Origin of the sequence: Acetobacter syzygii (genome assembly GCF_000964225.1) — a bacterium.
Classification (GTDB): Bacteria; Pseudomonadota; Alphaproteobacteria; order Acetobacterales; family Acetobacteraceae; genus Acetobacter; species Acetobacter syzygii.
The window spans coordinates 1-18409 of record NZ_BAMZ01000020.1 but is presented as its reverse complement, the minus strand read 5'-3'; the positions used below and the strand labels follow the sequence as shown (position 1 = coordinate 18409).

Here is an 18409-nt window from a genome sequence, read left to right as displayed (position 1 = left end):
GCCCGGCATTGAGAAACATCTCCCACGGGGAGAAGGTAAGGGGTGCAAGATCGGTCATGAGAGACCTCCTTTGGAAGATGGTCTGCTCCAGGCCCGGATAAGGCAGACAGTGGTTACAACTAGGGGAATGGACAGGCTGACCCAGGAGAGTGCGAGCCAGATGCCGTGCTGGCCCAGCAGGGCGGAAAGCAGGCCAAAGCTGGTCAGCAGCCCCAGCGCAATGGGCCACGGCCAGACTGCCACCGGCTGGCGTGGGGCCGGGCGGGTGGCAGACCGGGGCGCTGGCCGGAGTATTGAGCCGGATGCTGGCAGAGACACTGACGGAGACGTTGGCTGGCGTGGCACATCCGGCGTGGCAGGGGGGACCGCTGTGGTCATTGCGCAGCCTCCACGCCCGATGTGGCAGAGGGGTGTGGCTCCGCATCATCCAGCTCATAGCCCAGCGCACGCAGGCGGGCATCGGTCGCAATTCTGCGCTTGCCAACCCACAGCACCAGACCGCTCACCAGCACACCAATCACCACCACATCCAGTAGTGCCCACAGAATGCGCAGCGGCATTCCGCCGTAGTCACCAAAATGCAGGGGGCGGGAAATTTCGAGAAAACGCAGATACCACGGCATAGGGTAAGCCCCGGTCAATGCACCCGTGCGGGCATCCACCAGAACCGGGGTAAACAGCCGCGCACGCAACGGAGTGGCCCCACGTGTCCACAACACATAATGCACAGGGCTGCCAAACGATGAACCGGGGAAGGACAGACCAGTGACCTCATTACCCGGTGCGGCTCTGGCCGCCGTATCAAACGCTGCCTGCACGGAGGACAGATGGTCCTGCGCGGGCACGGGCAAACTGGCATAGGGCTTGAGAATCTGCCGCACATCGGTCACGCGCCACAGGCCGAACAGGGGGGTCTGGAGTTCGTTGACCAGCCCGGTAAAACCCACAACCGTTGCCCAGACCAGCGTGGCGACCCCCAGCAGGTTGTGCAGGTCCAGCCATGTCAGCCGTGCAGCACGGTCGCGGCGGACGGACCCAAAGGGCAGGCGCTTCATAAACCGCCCATACAGCACCGTGCCGGAAATGAGCGAGGCCACAAAGACCCCACCCATAAGCCCAAGGAACAGGCGGCCCGGCAGGTAGGCAAACAGGCTGACATGCAGACGGCTGCAGACCCCCATAATCAGCCCGGTCCATGTTGCCGGGGGTTTGGGGTCCGTCTGCGGGCGTGACTGCTCCAAAACTCTGGCCGTACGGGCATCGAACTTGATCCAGTGGCCGGAGTTCCGGTCGGGATAATTCTCATCATCCTTAAGGGCCTGCCAGCTGGGGGCCATGGAGACCAGAACCGTTGGCTCATCATCATCCGGGTTTACACTGGTTACGATCTGGCCGGGGTAGAGCGCACGTGCTTTTGCCACAATAACATCAAGGTTTACGTTGGGCGTACCGGGGGGGAGCACCTCGTACGGGGGGTCATCGTCCCCCACGAATGTGTCCCATATCTGTTCGGAAAAAAGCAGCGGCAGGCCGGTCACGCAGACAATCAGCAGGAACACGGTGCAGACCAGGCTTGTCCACTTATGGACCACAAACCACCGACGCAGGGTGCGGCTGGTCATAGAAACAGCGCACTCACAAATGCGTGTAAGAGTGATTCGCAACTCTGTTCTGCGTAAAATTCTACCCGGTCCATTCAGTTACGCGCCTTTGGATACGTCGGAAATCGGGAATATTCCGTTGGTAGCGCCCAGTCAGCAGCCACGCGGAGCAAGCCCCTCACCTACAAAGACGATCTGGAACCCTGTTTTTCTTAAAAAAACTGAAAATTTTTTATATGGATGCGCATATGCGCCCCCAACCCATGGGGTAAGCCAGCCATAACCCGCAGCTTTTATGGACCAACCCCGGCAAAGAGCCTGCGCCTGACCAGCCCGCAGCGTGCCAGAATAGACCGCACCCTGCCCAGAGCGGGGGTAAAGCCCCCCAAGGTCTGCTTAGCTCTGCTCAACCCCGATGGCGTGTTCGGGGGTTTTACCGCTCAGGCAATCCAGCACCTGTTGTGCGCACATCATGGCCATTTTTTGCAGGGCTTCTTCTGTTGAGGCCCCAATGTGGGGGGTCAGCAGGCTGTTGGGGGCTGTCAGCATCGGTTCGTCCACTGCAGGCGGCTCGTGCGGCAGAACGTCCAGTGCGGCTGCGGCAATATCCCCCGCCTCCAGCCGGGCGCGCAATGCCACGGTATCAATCGCCAGCCCGCGGCTGGTGTTGAGGACGATGGCTCCCTTTTTAAGCAGGGCCAGCCTTTCCGCCGTTAAGGTCGGCGGCTCCAGCGCCTCCACCGGACGATGGAGCGAAACAACATCCACCTGCTCCAGCAGCGTACTCAAATCCGGCAGGCGCGTTACGCCATGTTTGTGAAAAACCTCTTCCGGCACATGGGGGGACCAAGCCACAACGCGCATTCCCAGCCCATGGTGCGCAATCTGGGCAACATGGCGGGCAATCGCACCAAACCCGACCAGCCCCAGTGTTTTGCCATACACCTCCATTCCGGGGGCCTGATACCGAAAACCCCAGTCCCCCGAACGGACAGCCGCATCCGCAGGGCAGATCCTGCGGGCAGCCGCAAGCAGGAGCGCTATGGTTAATTCCGCCACGGAGCGGCTGTTTGCATTGACCGCCCGTGTGACCACTATACCACGTTGCGCTGCCTGCCCGACCGCTATGCGGTTTGTACCCGAGCCATGGCAGGCAATAATCCGCAACTGCGGAGCGGCTGCAATTGCCGTGGCATCAAACCCCAGATCACGCGTAATAACCGCATCTGCATTCCCCACTTCCGCCCTTGCCGCCTCCAGCGTGGGAGCGCTGGCAAAGCGAACCTCCACCCCCTGCGCCTGCAAAAACGTAACGGCCATTGGGTGGATGGGCTGGGTTATGAAGCAGATGGGCATGGGGTTATTCATCCAGTCAGGTAGGGTTTAGAATGCACGCACGCTCAGCAAACGCTCCAGCAGACCAACACCTTTGAGAAAATCATCCATATCCATGCTCTCATCAGGGTTGTGGCTGCCATTGGCGTTACGTACGAACAGCATGGCCGTAGGCACCCCCTGCCCGGCAAATGTTGCCGCATCATGCCCGGCACCACTGGCCATGGACACAACAGGCAGGTGCATCTGCTCTGCCAGTTTTTTGGCAGCGGCCTGCAAAGTGGGGTCCATCACTGCGGGCGTGCTGCGGGTGCGTGGTCCAAGGTCAACACGCACGGAATACTCCGCCTCCACACGTTTTGCTTCTTCAATCACCCGTGTGTTCATCTGTTCAAGCAGGGCTTCATCGCGGGAGCGAATGTCAATCGCAAGGTCCAGCCTGCCGGGTACGGCAGCAAAGTTGGCCTGTGCCTTATCAGTCTGGCAGATGCCGAATGTCAGGGTCATTTCCGCCCCGGCGGCTTCGGCCTCCTTCCATACGGTATTCAGCGCCATCATCATCGCAGCACCCGCCATGACCGCATCTGAACGAAAACGCCGCGGCGTAGCGCCAGAATGAGCATACTGGCCGTAAATAACGGCGGAACGGTAACGTGTGCTGCCGCAAATTCCGCTAACAATCCCCACTGGCACCTGATCGCCTATCAGCACTGGTCCCTGCTCAATATGCAGTTCCACAAAACTGTCGATTCTGGAGGCTTCCAGCACAGGCGCCACACCGCACAGTTCGGGCTGGCCGCCACTGGCCTGCATGTGCTGGCGCAGGCTTATGCCATCATCGCGCCGGGGGGTCTCAAGGTCTGTCGGGGCCAAAAGCCCAAAGGCCGTGCGGCTTCCAATGTAAGAAAGGGGGAACCAGACACTCTCTTCCGCACGGGTCACAATCAGCGTTGTATCCCGCTCAGGTTGTAAACCGGCTTTGGCCCATGCGCACAGCACCAGCAAACCGGCAACAGCCCCGGCAGCGCCATCAAAATTGCCACCGCATGGCACCGTATCCACGTGCGATCCGGTCATAACGGCAGGCAGATCGCGGTTTTTGCCGGGCAGGGTTACAAACAGGTTGGCGGCCCAGTCCTTGCGGGTTTCCAGTCCATAATCCTGGGCAATGCGCACAAACAGGGCATGGGCCTGATTTTCCCCATCGCCATAAGACGGACGGGTCATGCCCAGACCATCAAACCCGATCCTGTGCAGATCATCAAAAATCTGGTTGGCCAGTTCCCGGTCAAGGTCAGGCACAGCAGCAGCTTGCAAAGAAGACAAGGAACTGGACATGGAAACTCCTTTAAAGATCAGGAAAGAAACTTACTGTTTGGCAAAAAGCTGTTCCATATTGGCAAAAGCCTTAAACTCCAGCGCATTCCCTGATGGGTCACAGAAGAACATGGTTGCCTGCTCACCCGGCAGGCCCTTGAAGCGGATCTGGGGTTCCAGACCAAAACGAACCCCGTGGCTCTTCAACCGTTCTGCCAGTGCTTCCCACTGCGGCATGTCCAGCACCACGCCAAAATGCGGGATTGGCACGTTATGCCCGTCCACGGCCCCGGTTTCGTCCTCTTTGCCACGGCTGGCTTTGGGGAGAAGATGCGCCACGACCTGATGGCCATACAGGTCAAAGTCGATCCAGCTGTTGGTACTGCGCCCTTCCGGGCAACCCAGAACCTCGCCATAAAAGGTCCGGGCGGCATCAAGGTCATCAACGGGAAATGCAATATGGAATGGATTAGGCATGACTACACCACTAATTTTAGAGAGCTGCATTCATACCATACGGTCTGGCTAACCCTATGACATGAATATATTTCTTCACATTTAAGGAAATATTGCCTTTGCAAACACCCATGCACACAGGGCATCTGCAAAGGCCATTCTGCTCAGGATAACGTGAGCACGAGCTTGCCATTCTGGCGCACAAAATGTGTGCCGTAAGGTGCGCAAAGGGCTTCAAACCGGGAGAGAATATAATCTGCCTCCTCCCCTTCCGCCAGCATTGGCAGACCACGGGTATGGGCGGATTTACCCAACCCCAGAGAGACGGGGTGAATTTCCATGGAGGTCAGTTGACCATCTTCCCCAAACTCGCAGACCGGGAGCAGTGTCTCCCAGAACCGGCGGTCTGCAGGAAAGCCTTTTGTATCGTTCTTTGTGCGTGTCTTATAAACCTGATGGGGCGTTACATCCGTATCCACTTTGTAAAAAGTGTAGGAATCAAGAGGGAGCATATCCACAAGCTCATTCTGCCCAATAAAATTCCCAAGGCTGTAAAAAATGGGCTTGCCTTTGTACAGTTCCATCCCTTTAAGCAGATGCTGACCATGACAGACCACAATATCCGCTCCCTGATCAATAACACTACGGGCGAAGGCTTCCAAAAACTCTCCGGGTTTTTCCCAGCTTATTTTTCCATCACTGTCATACCCGACTTCATGCGTATGCACGCTGACAATCACCACGTCAGACACAACACGCGCCTCTTTGACCCAGCGCCCGATTTCCTCCAGATCCTGCGCATCCGGGGTGGTGCTGATGCGGGTTTCCTCCCCTTCAACAAACCGGGTGCCATCCAGTGTTAGTGTACCTTCTGGCGCAGCATAGGAAAAACCGAGCTTGATCTGCTCCTGCTTGATATGCTCCAGCCCCAGACCGGTCGAAATCTTACGCAGAACCGCAAATTCCTCCGGTTTAACCTGATAGGTGGATTTGAAATGCAGCGGATTAAGCCCCGGCCGCCCCTGCATACTCCGCGTCTGGTCTGCCGCTTCCTGCCCACGTGCAAATGTTGAGCAGCACGACAGCATGGCGACCGTACCTTTGGGGTGGGTGTAATAAGCTGGCCGCCGCGCTTCCTCCAGTGTCAGCCCTACACCTGAGTAGAGTATTTCGCGCTTTTGCAATTCTTCAATAGCAATGCGCAAACCGGAAATACCATAGTCAAGACAATGGTTTGTTGCCGCAGCAAACAGGTCAAAACCCGCTATGCGCAGCTCATCCAAAATCCACGGATGCGCACTAAAGTGCGAACCACCATGGTCCAGTGCCGGGTCGCCCTTATAATCGCTTGGCATAATCTCAAGATTGGTAAAAGAGGCATCGCAATCACGGATCATGTCAAACAGCGGGGCACATACCGGATCCACATCCGTATTCAGCCGACGCAGGACAATACTATCTCCAGTAAGACAAACTTTCATAGGCTTGATCTTTCACAACTCATTATGAATTTTTGGCAGTTTTACAGATCGGTTCCATAATTTTTTGTGTAACCGACCACAAAATGACGGCCCCAATGCCGACAATGGCAGCCATGCTCAGCATTCCGGCAGACAGGGAACCGGTCAGTGTTGTCAGTTTGCCAACGACCATGGGGCTGATCACACCGCCCCACAAACCAATCGCGTTAATCAGGGCAAATCCACCTGTTGCGGCACTTCCTTGAAAAACATTTGCGGCCATGGCCCAAAAGACAACATAGGATGCGTAAATCCCCGCAGTTGCGCCCGCCAGAACAACCATTTTAAGAACAAAAATATCGGGAATAACGGTGGTGAGAACAAAACACACACTGGCCAGAGCCGCAGGCGCATAACAATGGAAGCTCCGCTCCCTCAGCCGGTCAGAGCGCGCGCTCCAGTAAGCCATGGAGATAACCGACACAACATAGGGAAAGGAGGAATACAGCCCCACAGCCATCGATGAGTGAATGCCCGCCTCATGGATAATGGAAGGCAGCCAGAAGTTGAGCATATACATGCCCGCCATCAATGAGAAAAAACCCAATGCCAAAAAGTAGATTGCAGGGTCTTTGACCACGGCGGAAAACGCAACATGCCGGACATTCTGCCGTGTGCCCCAGCTCTCTATCAGCTCACGTTCCTGCGTGGACAGCCATTTGGCATCCTTGGGTTTTTCTGGCAGTACAAAAGGCACTATCACGCCCAGAATAATAGAGGGCACACCTTCCAGAAAAAACATCCAGCGCCAGCCTGCTACCCCACCCACCTGATCAAAGTGTGACAGAATAAAACCAGAGATCGGCCCGATAATAATTCCCGCCAGAGGCAGGGAAAGCTGATGCCAGAAAATGGCCCCCGACATTTTGTTCTCAGGGTACCACCGCGCCAGATAATAGGTGCATGTTGGCGCAAACCCGGCCTCGAACACACCCAGCAGAAACCGCATGAGGTAAAACGTATCGCGGCTATGAATAAAGCCGGTGGCAGCCGATGTCATACCCCATAGCACCATAATCCGGGCAAATGTTTTGGGTGCCCCCACCCGGGAGGACCATAGGCTTATTGGAATTTCAAACAGAACCAGACCAACAAAGAATATACCCGCAGCAAAGCCGAACTGTGCTGCAGTCAGACCGACATCTTGCGAAATATGGGCCCGGGCAAATCCCAGATTGGTCCGATCTATACTATCCATCAGATAGATCACAATAATCCAGGACATGATGCGCCAGTTCAGACGATGGTATAATCTGGTCTGAATGTCTTTCATAAGGTCTATGCCTCCCCTTGATTCCGGCGCAATCGTTACGAAAGATTATTGTTTATAAATCTTTCCTAAAACAACATGTTTTAGAAGTTGTAGGAAAAACGACCACCCACAAACCGTGGCTGACCAGAAATACCCATGTTGACCGTTGTAGCGAGGGTACGGCTTACAATGTAATCCCGGTTCAGAATATTGGTTGCATAGGCAGAAACCGACCAGCGCCCCCCCACAGGTTTGAAGGTCACACTCCCGTTCATCAAAAAGTAAGCAGGCAGCAGGTAGGTTCCCGTTCCGCGTGGCACCGTATCCTGTGCACCACGGTAGGAATAGTCACCCTGCAAGGTTATGGTATAGTTTTTGAAAACTGGACGTGTTTCGTAGGAAATATTCCCGTTCAGCGTAAGTTTGGGAATACCCATATCCGCGCCATTATAGCTGTCGGTAATGGATGCCCACTGCCCCGTTGCCTTATAATGCGCACTGACTGCCTGCACATTCAGGATCTGGAAATCATCATAGGTACCACGCTGGAAACCAACATTCTGCGATAGCGTAAGACCACGGACCGGATGCAGGCTGACCGAGAGTTCCGTACCAAAAATATGCGAGCGCGGCACGTTGACGTAAGACCCGACCGTGCCCCACCCAGGTACCAGAATATAGGAAAAATACTGCTGGTCATGGTACGAATCCCAGAAGGCCGCCCCATTAATGCGCAGACGGTGGTTAAAGAATTCGCTTTTAAAGCCAACTTCATATGCCATCAGCCATTCAGGCTTAAAGCCTGCTGCCTGCTGCTCGGTCAATGTTGTATTGGCCGTAAACCCACCCGGCTTTACCCCACGCCGGATATCTGCATACAGCAGAACATTCGGCTGAACCTGATAATTAATGCCAACCTTACCAGAGAACTGGTTGGTCAGTATGCCATGGTCGGCAAAAACCTGTGTGTATGTTTTGGCAAGTGTGGTGGGGTTATACCGGAATACGGAGTCATTTTTGAACTGCCGGTCATCGCTCTGGTGTTCCAGACCAAAGATCAGATGCAGCTTGGGTGTGAGGCGATAGTTCAGATTAACAAACTGCGCAAAATCCTGCTGCGGCTGCGAATGAATGCTGTTCTGGAAATAGTTTTTACCCGGACGGTCCGTATAGTCGTACCAGTTTTCGCCCGTGGCGCGCACCCGGTTATAATACATGCCCGCCACCCATTGCAGGCGGTCATGCAAGGCCACACCGGACAGGCGCGCTTCTTGCGAAAACACGTTCATGCTCCCGGTCAGATAACTATCCCCGGAGCGATAAGCTTCCGCATCGCGGTCAATATATTCATGCCGCTGCTGCTGCTGGAATGCAGAAATCAACGCCAGATGTGCCCAGCCAAGGTCGCGGTCAACGTTAAGGTTAACGCTCCACTGCATATCGTTATAAGAGGGCTTGCTGTTACGCGAAATACCCAGAATTTTGGCATACTGGGGGTTCAGGTCCCAGCCCGTGGCATAAATATTCTGATCACGTGGAAGAATATTGTTATTATCCTGAAGGATAAAGCCTGCCTGTGCCTCTGAGGAATCCTGTGACCAGTTGCCTGTCAGCTTGATATTGGTTTTATCATCCGGCTGCCAGGCCAGTTTGCCACGCAAAGCCCCTTCGTTCGCGCGACCAATTGATTCACCCGTGTCCCGGTTATGGCGAAAAGCCCCACCCTGCAACATCTGCCCGGCCACACGGAATTGCAGCCGGTCCGTAATGGGCGCAGAAACATAAAAATTGGTCTTGCTCCGTGCGTAACTGGCAATATCTTCCGACACACCATAATGCAGGGTTTTGGTCGGATCGTTGGTTGTAATCCGTACCTCGCCCCCGGTATCGGCCAGACCATGTTCAAAACCCACCGGACCCGGCTCAACACCAACAGAAGCCACGTCAAACATCTGGCCGGAGCTCATGGCGGTAATGGTATAGGGAACATCGTCAAAATACGTCATGACGGACGACATGTTATTCTGGGTATAATCCTGCATACCAATGCCACGCAGGTAATAGTCCGGAACGTTGGAGCCACCTTCTGTCTGAATTGTCAGATTGGGCACCAGGTTCTGAATATCTTCCACGGTCGTAACATGGTGGATAACCAGATCTTCGGCGGTCAGATTGGTTGTGTTACCAGCCTTGCGCTGTTCCGCACCAAAATTAAAAGACCGGCGGGCCTTTGTAACACTAATAACCTCAGGGTCCTGCCGGGCCACGGCATCGCGGTGCGCGGAAGAAGCATGAACAGCCATATGCTTGACTGCCCCACGCTTGTGGGAGGCTTTGTCCTCTTTTTCCGTGACCGCGGCATTTGCAACGGAGAGGCAGCCTGTGCACACCGATACCATAAGAAAACCACGGAAAGCATGGTTCATCACGCGTTTTTGCCGTTCAGCCCGAACCGTAATCATCCCGAACTCCTGTCCATCCACAGATCTTTCCGCCAGATCTAAAATTTATTACGTTTCGTATTCAAAACATATTTTATGGGCAGGACATAGACATTCTTTCTTAATTCAAAAGATAAGAAAACTATTTATTCATTTTTCATTTTAACTCTTAACCCCTGAAAAATAATAGGTTTTTGGGGTTTTGGTTTTGCGGGTCAGGACCAGAAAATGGTTTTTCCATTTTGTTATATATTTTTAACGAACAAAATCGTTTGTATAACGGTATGAATAGTAGATCATTAACATTACGGAACAGAACAGAACCCGACCTTGCAGACAATGAGGCCATCCATGCCACTTTCCAATATCGGAAAAATTATCGATCATGTCGATAAATTATCTGAAAATGCCATTACACTGAGCGATTCTGTCTGGGCAGTACCCGAACTCTGCTACGAGGAATACCGCTCCTGCGCGCTCCACAGCACGTTCTTGCGCCAGAATGACTTTTCGCTCTTCCCCAATACTGGCAACATTCCAACGGCTTTAATGGGAGAAAGTGGTACAGACGGCCCCACAATTGCTTTTTTGGGCGAATATGACGCCCTGCCCGGTCTGGCGTCCGCCGCCAATGCGCTTGAACCCCCAACCCACACCGCCAACGGTCATGGGTGTGGGCACAACCTGCTGGGTGCCGGGGCTTTGCTGGCCGCCATTGCCGTGCGGAACTGGCTGGCGGACATGCAGCTACCCGGCCGCGTGCGCTACTATGGCTGCCCAGCGGAAGAAGGCGGGGCTGGCAAAGGGTTTATGGTGCGGTCTGGGGCTTTTGCCGGTGTAGATGCGGCATTATCCTGGCATCCTTCGGCTTTTTGCGGTGTTTTGCCCCCCACAACTTTGGCCAATGTCCGCATGGACTTTACTTTTCTGGGGCGCTCCTCCCACGCAGCAGCATCCCCCCATCTGGGCCGGTCTGCACTGGATGCGGTGGAACTGATGAGCGTAGGGGTCAATTACCTGCGCGAACATATGCTCCCAACATCACGCATTCACTATGCCTACATCAACACCGGCGGTTCGGCTCCCAACGTAGTCCAGTCCGAAGCCATGGTGCGTTACTCCATTCGAGCGGAAACCCTGCCAGAAATGCTGGCACTTGCCGAGCGAGTGCGACTGGTGGCACGCGGGGCCGCCATGATGAGCGAAACACAGGTGCAGGACCGCGTGACAAGTGGAGTTGCCAACCTGCTGCCCTGCCCACCGCTAGAAACACTGCTGCAAGAGAGCTTTACGGCTTTGGGGCCACCCCAATTTACAGTACAGGATAAGGATTTTGCCAAAAAAATTCAGGCAACTCTGGCAGAAAAAGACATCGCAGCAGCCTTCCAGCAAGCTGGTGTAACTCCCAGCGATGCCCCGCTGACGGATAGAATCCTCCCCGCAAACAGCAAATTTTTCCTTGGCTCGACCGATGTGGGGGATGTGAGCTGGGCGATACCAACCGTTCAGGCGCTGGGAGCAACATGCGCAATTGGCACCCCACTCCACTCATGGCAAATGACGGCCCAAGGCACATCCGACATTGCGCACAAAGGCATGGTCCATGTGGCCAAAGCACTCGCCATGACTGCCTGCAAGCTCTTCCTCTCGCCTGACCTGCTCCAGCAGGCACAGCAGGACCACGCAGCGCGCCTTAAAAGCTGCCCCTATGTTTCCCCCATTCCCAAGGACACATTTCCACCCGTTCAAATGCCCTGATCAGATAATCTGTAAAACACGCCCACTCCCGTGCTATGCTGCTGCAAAAGGAGTGCTAAACCACATAAGCAGAGGGAAGCAACAGCCTTGGACACGCGGTTTTTGGAAAGCTTTATTGCTATTGTAGAGCGTGGCTCCATTGCGGATGCGGCACGCCAGCTTGCCCTTACTCCAGCAGCCGTATCGCAACGCGTCAAAGCTCTGGAAGACCAGATCAAGCAACCTTTGCTGATACGCGCTGGCAGAACCGTTACCCCCACCGCGGCCGGTCTGGCTATTATTGAAAAAAGCCGTCAGTTGATCAGGGTTGTTGAAGAACTTAAATCCCTTGCCTCTCAGGATGAATTTACCGGCGAGTTGCGTGTTGGGGCAATCTCCACGGCATTAACAGGTATTCTACCGTTTATGCTGCGGAAATTTTTTATCGATTACCCCCAGATTGACCTGCATGTAACCCCCGGACAATCCATAAAACTGTACCATGAGGTCTTGGAAGGCCGACTGGATGCCGCATTTATTGTGGAACCACCCTTTGCCATTCCCAAAACATGTGGATGGAAAAGACTGATATCTGAACCACTTATGCTGCTGGTCCCTGAGAACTGTACCGAGACCAATGCTCTTAAAATTCTTAAAAGCCATGTTTTCTTACGCTACGACCGGAACCAGTGGGGAGGTCGTGTAGCTGACAATTTCCTGAAAGAAAAAAAGATTTTCCCCAAAGAACAGCTGGAACTGGATTCCTTGGAGGCCATTGCTCTTATGGTCAGTCAGGGGGTTGGCGTATCACTCCTCCCGGACTGGCAGCCACCCTGGCCCGAAGGGCTTAAAGTGCGCAAAATTCCAGTCGCCGATAGTCCACCCTACAGGCACATCGGCCTGTTGTGGCTTCAGGCATCACAACATGCAAATCTTATAAAAACAATCGATATTTCAACAAAAAAACTTAAAATTAATAAGATTACAGACGATAAAAAACCCCTTTAGTAAGCCCTCTATACCGCCACTGACCTTACTGTATTTTCAACGTTACAAAATGTATCAGAAAGTTCATCATGGATACGCGCTTCCTTGAAAGTCTCTTGATTGTTATTGAACAGGGTTCCATTGCAGGTGCAGCCAGACGGCAACACCTTACACCTGCAACAGTCGCCCAACGCATTCGTACCCTTGAGGATGAAATAGGCTGCACTTTACTCCAGCGCGAAGGCCGGAACGTGCGCCCAACCGAACATGCCCTTGCCATTCTGGAACAAAGTCAGAAAATCCTCAGTTCAGTCCGGGAACTCTGCACCATAGCAACCAGCAATACACTGGTAGGCAAACTACAGCTTGGTGCCATTGCCAGTGCGGCCAATGGTTTACTGCCCCCTTATTTAAAACGCTTTTTTGAATCTTTCCCCGATATTGAACTGCATATTGTTCCCGGCACCTCCTTTGCGCTGCACAATGCCGTTCTGGACGGTGCCCTTGATGCTGCATTTATTGTGGAACCACCCTTTGAAATTCCACCAAGCTGTATCTGGAAAAGACTTCGATCGGAACCTCTGGTCGTCTTGACCTCTCAAAAAATCACCGAAACAGACCCGTATGAAATTTTGCAGACATACCCCTTCATTCGTTATGATCGCAATCACTGGGGTGGGCGACTTGCGGATGAATACCTAAAATCCGCTGGCATATGGCCACACGAACGTTTGGAACTGGACTCACTGGATGCCATTGCCATTATGGTTAATCAGGGAACAGGTGTTTCTCTTGTGCCAGATTGGGCATTGCCTTGGCCCAAGAACTTACGCCTAAAAAAAATATCCCTTCCCCCTCCAGCTCCATGCCGCCACCTTGGTGTTTTTTCCCGCAGGAATGCTCCCAAACAGCGGCTGATCACCAGTCTTTTAGATGTTCTGGGTAGCCCTCTTGCCACCACATAAACCAATGTGCTGGTTCTACGGCCCTAAGGTCAGTTAACACCTCAAGCTTATGCAAATGGCATAGGCTTCCCGCCAGAAGACTATGCTCATTCATAAGCTGGCAATAAGCTTGCCGCCCCGTGCATGGCATAAGCGCGAGGAGGCAAAACTGTACCCACTTGTCAGAGGTAATCAAATTTTACCAATTATACGTCAGATTCCCGTAAACCTTACGTCCTTGACCCAAATAGCAGGAATAGGTTCCACCGCATGACGTAATATAATATTTGTTGGTCAGATTGGATATTGCAATCTGTGCCCGAAGACCTTTGAGCATTGGTAGCGCTTGCCCAAAATCATAATGTGCACCAATATCAAACAGAACATGATCTGGAATTTTAAAGCTATTGACGGCATCGGAATAGGTAAACCCTACATACCTCACGCCGCCATTTATACCCAACCCTTTAAAAAATGTTCCGGGCAGTGTGTAATCAGCAAAGGCTGAAACCATATTCCTTGGCACAGACTCAATATATTTTCCTTTCTGCGATACAATGGCGCCATCTGTTCCATCTGCAAAATTCTGCTTACTGGTATCATTTGTATCAAGGTATGTGGCATTATCGTACGTATAGGAGGCCACGACTTTAAGATCGTGCGTCACATTGGCATTGGCTGAGAGTTCAAATCCTTCCGAACGCACCCGCCCCGCATCTGCAGAATAGTTCGTATGCACTGGGTCCGTAACCAGATAATGGTCTTCGTCGATATGAAACGCGGCTGCGGTCAAAAGAACATTATGGTCCGGTGTCTGATACTTCAGACCAAATTCAAACTGTTTTCCAGTTAGTGGGTCAAACAGTTTTCCATCCCACCCTCTTCCTGATCCCCCGAGTGACTGGGGAACGAATGATGTCGAGTAACTGAAATATGGCGTTAAGCCAAAGTCAAAGCTGTAGGTCAGTCCAGCACGCCATGTAAAGGCATTCTGGGGTCTGGGCACGGCATTACTTGCACTGGTTACAACGCTCTGATGGCTTGAATTTTTATTGTTCCAGTAAAGTGTTTTCCCATGATAATTGACCCAGTCCTGCCGGCCACCCAATGTGATGCTAAGCCGTTTATATTTGATCTGATCCTGAAAATAGACACCCTGCTGAAAAAGAGTGGTGTTACTCTTATACCCACCATTCAGGCATTCCGCCGACTTCGGGTTCATACATGGAATATAATGGCTGACAGGATCGTAAACATTCACGATCGTTTCCCCGTCAACGCCCGGGTATCCATTGTTGCCTGGGGTATCATCCCAGTGGTTTCCTCCATTGCTGGTATATTGGCGAAAATCCGAACCAACAATCCATATGTTTTTTACCTTGCCAATATTGAATTTTCCACCAATACGACTGTCCAGACCAATCGTTGTATCAACAGAGTCCGCATCATAAGCCCCGCGGGACAGAAGCTGGGAATCCAGCATACCACCACCGCTCGACAGGTATTTGCTGTTCGTGCGCGATTGCTCCCACCGTAGCGTCTGACTGAACTGGAGGTAGCGGTTAAAATCGTGCCGAAACAAATATTCAAACATTGCATCTTTTGCGCCTGAAGTATTCCAGCCTGTATCACCCAAAAAACGGCTGCGCGGAATCCGACCCAACCCTTGCGTGTTCAGCAGCACGGAAGGCGGAAGCTGGATGTTATTTGTGCCTGTTCCCGGCGTATAAAGGTAACTGCCTACAAGTGTAAGGGATGTGTGAGGGTCAATATCCCACGCAATGGAAGGCAGAACACCCACGCGATGGTAATCAATGTGGTCTGTTTGCGTGCCCTGCGTAACACCAATTGCCGCAATACGGTAACGCACGTTACCCGATTTGGTCACTTTATCGCTGACATCGACAGTTGCCTCGTAGCGCCCCCAGTTACCAAAACCCACAGATGCCTGATGCAATGGTGTTTCCGTAGGTTTTTTCAAACTCATACCGATCATGCCGCCCGGTGTTGTCTGGCCGTACATAACGGACGCAGGACCGTTGAACACTTCCACACGATCGAGAAAAGCCGTCTCTGCCGCACTATTGGAATAGGAACGAATACCATCAACAAACTGAGATGTTGTAAAACCACGTTGAAGAATACCGCCATTATTATTATCCGTTGCCGCACCATTGGTATAACCACCAAGCACTTCGGTTGAGATACCCGGCGCGTAACGCAAAGCCTCCATAACATTCTGGGGCTGCTGGTCGATCATCTGCTGTTTGGTAATGACATAGATCGAATTGGGAATTTCAGTAATCGGCGTATCGGTTTTTGTGCCTGTCAGCGTATTTTCAGCAACATAACCAACACCCGGCCCGGTTGGATCTTGCCGCGCAACAGTTCCACCCACACGCACGGGGCCAAGGGTAATATTGGCCGAAGCAGGTACCAAAGTAACAACGTTACCATTGACGCGATATGTCAGCCCTGTGCCACTCAGAATTTGCGCCAGAGACTGCGAAGGTGACATTGTTCCATTGACCGCATGGGACGTCTTACCTTCGACCAATGACGCTGGAATACTCACCTGCAAACCAGCCTGACGACCAAACTGTGTCAGCGCTGCGGGCAAAGATTGCGCAGATATGTGAAACTCTTTTGCCGCAGTCGTTTGCGCGTGCAGTGGCGAAACTGCAATTCCGCCTAAAGCCGATGTCAGTAAAAAGACCTTGGAATTTTCAATATATTTCCGCATCCGTGCGTCGCCGGATTTTGCACCCATCACCTGATGACCTTCTCTATGCTACAGCCCGATGGCGCTTGCTGCGTTGCGCATTTCCTGCGAACGCGACGCAACTGCATACCCTATGTTTCTACTGACTGTTGAGGGGGTCTTTTTTTGAAATTTCTGAAAAATAAAATACAGGCTGATTTATATAGTGCTGCCAGAACAAGCGGTTAGCTGTCAGACAGAATCACAAGCCACGGCGATATTCTGGTAATTTTAATTCCATAGGCATCAGCCAAAGCCTTGATCGCTGCCTGCGGATGCCGCAGATCATAGACACCCGTTACGCGGCGGGTGCCGAGCCTGTCCCCCCGAAGAATAAGCAGTCCTCGGTGCCACAGGCGAATTGCCTCCACGACATCGGATATTGTCCGGTTCTGGACAGTGAGCACCCCGTCACGCCATCCCGCGATCATAGTCGGGTCGGTATTGCCCCGTCTCACAAGATGGTCAGCAGAGATCGCAACAGTTTGTCCGGCGACAAGATCTTCGGAGATCGCTGGTGGGTTAACAGACGTTACCCTGACCGCACCGCTTTCTACAGAAACTTCTGTTTCCCGTTCTGCTTCCTGCACGTCGAATTTCGTACCCACATCCATGACGTCCAGATCATGCGCGACGACGTGGAAGGGTTGCTCTGCGGAATGTCTTACATCAAACCACGCTTCCCCTTGCAGAAGTCGAACAGTGCGTGAATGCGCATCGGATGTGAATGCAATCGCAGAACGAGGAGCAAGAGTTACCGTGCTTCCATCGGGCAGCGACACGGTTCGTAACTGGCCTACACCCGTCACCTGATCAGCTTGCAAAAAAAGGCGCACATCAGAGCCAACAACGAGCCAACCTACCGCCACACTCGCGGCCAGGGCTGTTACTCCATACAGTCGTCTGCGACGCACAATTCGCCCTGACGCCGCCTGTCCAACGGACATAGAAGACGTAGCCTTGTCCAAGGACGGACGCCATGTCTCCTCAAAAACTGGCTTCGTTTCGCCTATAGCGCCATAAATCCGTGAGATTTTGGCCCAGGCACGCGCATTCTCTTCTGTCGTGTGTAACCAGATATTGAACTTCTGACGGATTGTCTGATTTTCACCCTCTTCCTGGAGCGAAATTACCCAATCTAGGGCCTCACTTTCTTCGGGCGTCAGATTTTCCAGATCATCGGTCTCCACCGCGAAGCCCCCAAACACAAACGGACATGCGGTAAGACATACCCGTAGGCAGACCGATCCATCTCCCTCTCATTATGAAGAGACTATCGGACACGGGATTTTTTCGGGAAAAACATCTTGGCATACGAGAAAATCAGCCCAACTTCGTCAGGCAGTGCGCCACACCCTTACGTATGAAATAATGAGCCTGCGTCGTGGAAACATCCAGCGCTTCCGCGATTTCCCGCAGTTTTGCACCACCCAGACGGTGCATTTCGACAGCTATCCGTATGTTATCCGGCAACTCAGACAACGCTTCCTGAAGCCGGAAAATTTCCATACGAGAGAGAGTCTGTTGTTCTGGCGAAGCTTCCGTCGATGCCATTTCGGCCAGATTTGTATCTGAATCCGCGACAAATATCCGCTCGCGCCTTTTCCGTGACCGGATATGGTCAAGGGCCAGATTATGCACTACGCGTCGCAGATAAGCCGCCGGTTTTTCCAGTAGCTGCTTGGCCGCAGTTTCGGCCAGCCGGACATAAGCCTCCTGAACAACCTCTTCTGCCTGATCGCGGCTTCCCGTCAGACGCCAGGCGTAACTCACCATTTCGCCGTGCGCCTGCGCGCTATGTTTGTAGGTTGCCGTGCTCACCCGCCGCTGTCCTGAATTCCGACTCACAAAGTGAGAACCGTTCGCATTTCTGGTTACGTCAGGACACCGTGAAAAGCAAGGAGAACGGAAGCAGACCTAAACGGCCTGGCCCGATTCCTTCTCTTTCCGGCGCTCATTTGGCGCGCCTCGCACGCAGCATTGCTACGCGAGATTTCTCCGCAGAATGCTTCCTATATGATTCCAGTTGTGGGTGTAGAAACGCAGAAAGCCCGCTCT

General features: G+C 53.0%; 14 protein-coding genes and 1 pseudogene. 3 read left to right on the top strand and 12 right to left on the bottom strand.

Features of this window, described 5'->3' with window-relative positions; all coding sequences use genetic code 11:
- Window positions 1–54 precede the first annotated feature (54 nt).
- The 8 genes from Absy_RS08150 to Absy_RS08115 form a co-directional block, all read right to left on the bottom strand.
- The gene (locus tag Absy_RS08150; protein ID WP_048854256.1) at window positions 55–294 is read right to left on the bottom strand and encodes a hypothetical protein; all 240 of its coding nucleotides are present in this window, start codon (window positions 292–294) and stop codon (window positions 55–57) included.
- Window positions 295–374: 80 nt separating this feature from the next.
- Entirely contained in the window at window positions 375–1622 is a 1248-nt protein-coding gene (locus tag Absy_RS08145) for a PepSY-associated TM helix domain-containing protein (RefSeq protein ID WP_048854253.1), read from the bottom strand.
- A gap of 375 nt (window positions 1623–1997) precedes the next feature.
- Entirely contained in the window at window positions 1998–2957 is a 960-nt protein-coding gene (locus tag Absy_RS08140; protein WP_048854252.1) for a hydroxyacid dehydrogenase, read from the bottom strand.
- A gap of 27 nt (window positions 2958–2984) precedes the next feature.
- A complete protein-coding gene (locus Absy_RS08135) occupies window positions 2985–4274 on the bottom strand; it encodes a Zn-dependent hydrolase (protein WP_048854251.1) in 1290 nt (429 codons plus the stop codon).
- A gap of 30 nt (window positions 4275–4304) precedes the next feature.
- Window positions 4305–4760, bottom strand: coding sequence for a VOC family protein (locus Absy_RS08130; RefSeq protein ID WP_245614777.1), 456 nt, complete (start codon window positions 4758–4760; stop codon window positions 4305–4307).
- Window positions 4761–4873: 113 nt separating this feature from the next.
- Complete coding sequence (locus Absy_RS08125) at window positions 4874–6190, bottom strand: CapA family protein (RefSeq protein WP_048854250.1); 1317 nt, start codon at window positions 6188–6190, stop codon at window positions 4874–4876.
- 22 nt (window positions 6191–6212) lie between these two features.
- Complete coding sequence (locus Absy_RS08120) at window positions 6213–7502, bottom strand: MFS transporter (RefSeq protein ID WP_048854249.1); 1290 nt, start codon at window positions 7500–7502, stop codon at window positions 6213–6215.
- Window positions 7503–7582: 80 nt separating this feature from the next.
- The gene (locus Absy_RS08115; protein ID WP_048854248.1) at window positions 7583–9943 is read right to left on the bottom strand and encodes a TonB-dependent receptor; all 2361 of its coding nucleotides are present in this window, start codon (window positions 9941–9943) and stop codon (window positions 7583–7585) included.
- A 330-nt stretch (window positions 9944–10273) separates the two neighbouring features.
- Between Absy_RS08115 and Absy_RS08110 the strand changes: the two genes are divergently transcribed.
- The 3 genes from Absy_RS08110 to Absy_RS08100 all read left to right on the top strand — a co-directional run bounded on the left by Absy_RS08110 (window position 10274) and on the right by Absy_RS08100 (window position 13611).
- Window positions 10274–11680 carry an amidohydrolase gene (locus tag Absy_RS08110; protein WP_048854247.1) on the top strand — a complete coding sequence of 469 codons (1407 nt, stop codon included), beginning with the start codon at window positions 10274–10276 and terminating at the stop codon, window positions 11678–11680.
- Between the two features lie 87 nt (window positions 11681–11767).
- Window positions 11768–12667, top strand: a complete 900-nt coding sequence (locus Absy_RS08105; protein ID WP_048854246.1) for a LysR family transcriptional regulator — start codon at window positions 11768–11770, stop codon at window positions 12665–12667.
- Window positions 12668–12735: 68 nt separating this feature from the next.
- On the top strand, window positions 12736–13611 hold the full coding sequence (locus Absy_RS08100; protein WP_048854245.1) for a LysR family transcriptional regulator: 876 nt from the start codon (window positions 12736–12738) through the stop codon (window positions 13609–13611).
- A gap of 178 nt (window positions 13612–13789) precedes the next feature.
- Here Absy_RS08100 and Absy_RS08095 read toward each other — a convergent pair whose 3' ends face one another.
- The 4 genes and pseudogenes from Absy_RS08095 to Absy_RS08085 all read right to left on the bottom strand — a co-directional run bounded on the left by Absy_RS08095 (window position 13790) and on the right by Absy_RS08085 (window position 18172).
- A complete protein-coding gene (locus Absy_RS08095; RefSeq protein WP_245614776.1) occupies window positions 13790–16165 on the bottom strand; it encodes a TonB-dependent siderophore receptor in 2376 nt (791 codons plus the stop codon).
- A 371-nt stretch (window positions 16166–16536) separates the two neighbouring features.
- The gene (locus Absy_RS08090) at window positions 16537–17298 is read right to left on the bottom strand and encodes a FecR family protein (protein WP_245614775.1); all 762 of its coding nucleotides are present in this window, start codon (window positions 17296–17298) and stop codon (window positions 16537–16539) included.
- 90 nt (window positions 17299–17388) lie between these two features.
- Window positions 17389–17541 (bottom strand): annotated as a pseudogene (locus tag Absy_RS13015) (FecR/PupR family sigma factor regulator); the annotation flags it as partial.
- A gap of 133 nt (window positions 17542–17674) precedes the next feature.
- Entirely contained in the window at window positions 17675–18172 is a 498-nt protein-coding gene (locus Absy_RS08085; protein ID WP_084597016.1) for a sigma-70 family RNA polymerase sigma factor, read from the bottom strand.
- Between the last annotated feature and the right edge of the window lie 237 nt (window positions 18173–18409).

What these genes read in the sequence shown, in the direction of transcription:
- Absy_RS08145 (WP_048854253.1), bottom strand. Translation starts at nt 1,622, where the DNA reads ATGACCAGCCGCACCCTGCGTCGGTGGTTTGTGGTCCATAAGTGGACA.
- Absy_RS08140 (WP_048854252.1), bottom strand. Translation starts at nt 2,957, where the DNA reads ATGCCCATCTGCTTCATAACCCAGCCCATCCACCCAATGGCCGTTACG.
- Absy_RS08135 (WP_048854251.1), bottom strand. Translation starts at nt 4,274, where the DNA reads ATGTCCAGTTCCTTGTCTTCTTTGCAAGCTGCTGCTGTGCCTGACCTT.
- Absy_RS08130 (WP_245614777.1), bottom strand. Translation starts at nt 4,760, where the DNA reads ATGCAGCTCTCTAAAATTAGTGGTGTAGTCATGCCTAATCCATTCCAT.
- Absy_RS08125 (WP_048854250.1), bottom strand. Translation starts at nt 6,190, where the DNA reads ATGAAAGTTTGTCTTACTGGAGATAGTATTGTCCTGCGTCGGCTGAAT.
- Absy_RS08120 (WP_048854249.1), bottom strand. Translation starts at nt 7,502, where the DNA reads ATGAAAGACATTCAGACCAGATTATACCATCGTCTGAACTGGCGCATC.
- Absy_RS08115 (WP_048854248.1), bottom strand. Translation starts at nt 9,943, where the DNA reads ATGATTACGGTTCGGGCTGAACGGCAAAAACGCGTGATGAACCATGCT.
- Absy_RS08110 (WP_048854247.1), top strand. Translation starts at nt 10,274, where the DNA reads ATGCCACTTTCCAATATCGGAAAAATTATCGATCATGTCGATAAATTA.
- Absy_RS08100 (WP_048854245.1), top strand. Translation starts at nt 12,736, where the DNA reads ATGGATACGCGCTTCCTTGAAAGTCTCTTGATTGTTATTGAACAGGGT.
- Absy_RS08090 (WP_245614775.1), bottom strand. Translation starts at nt 17,298, where the DNA reads ATGTCCGTTGGACAGGCGGCGTCAGGGCGAATTGTGCGTCGCAGACGA.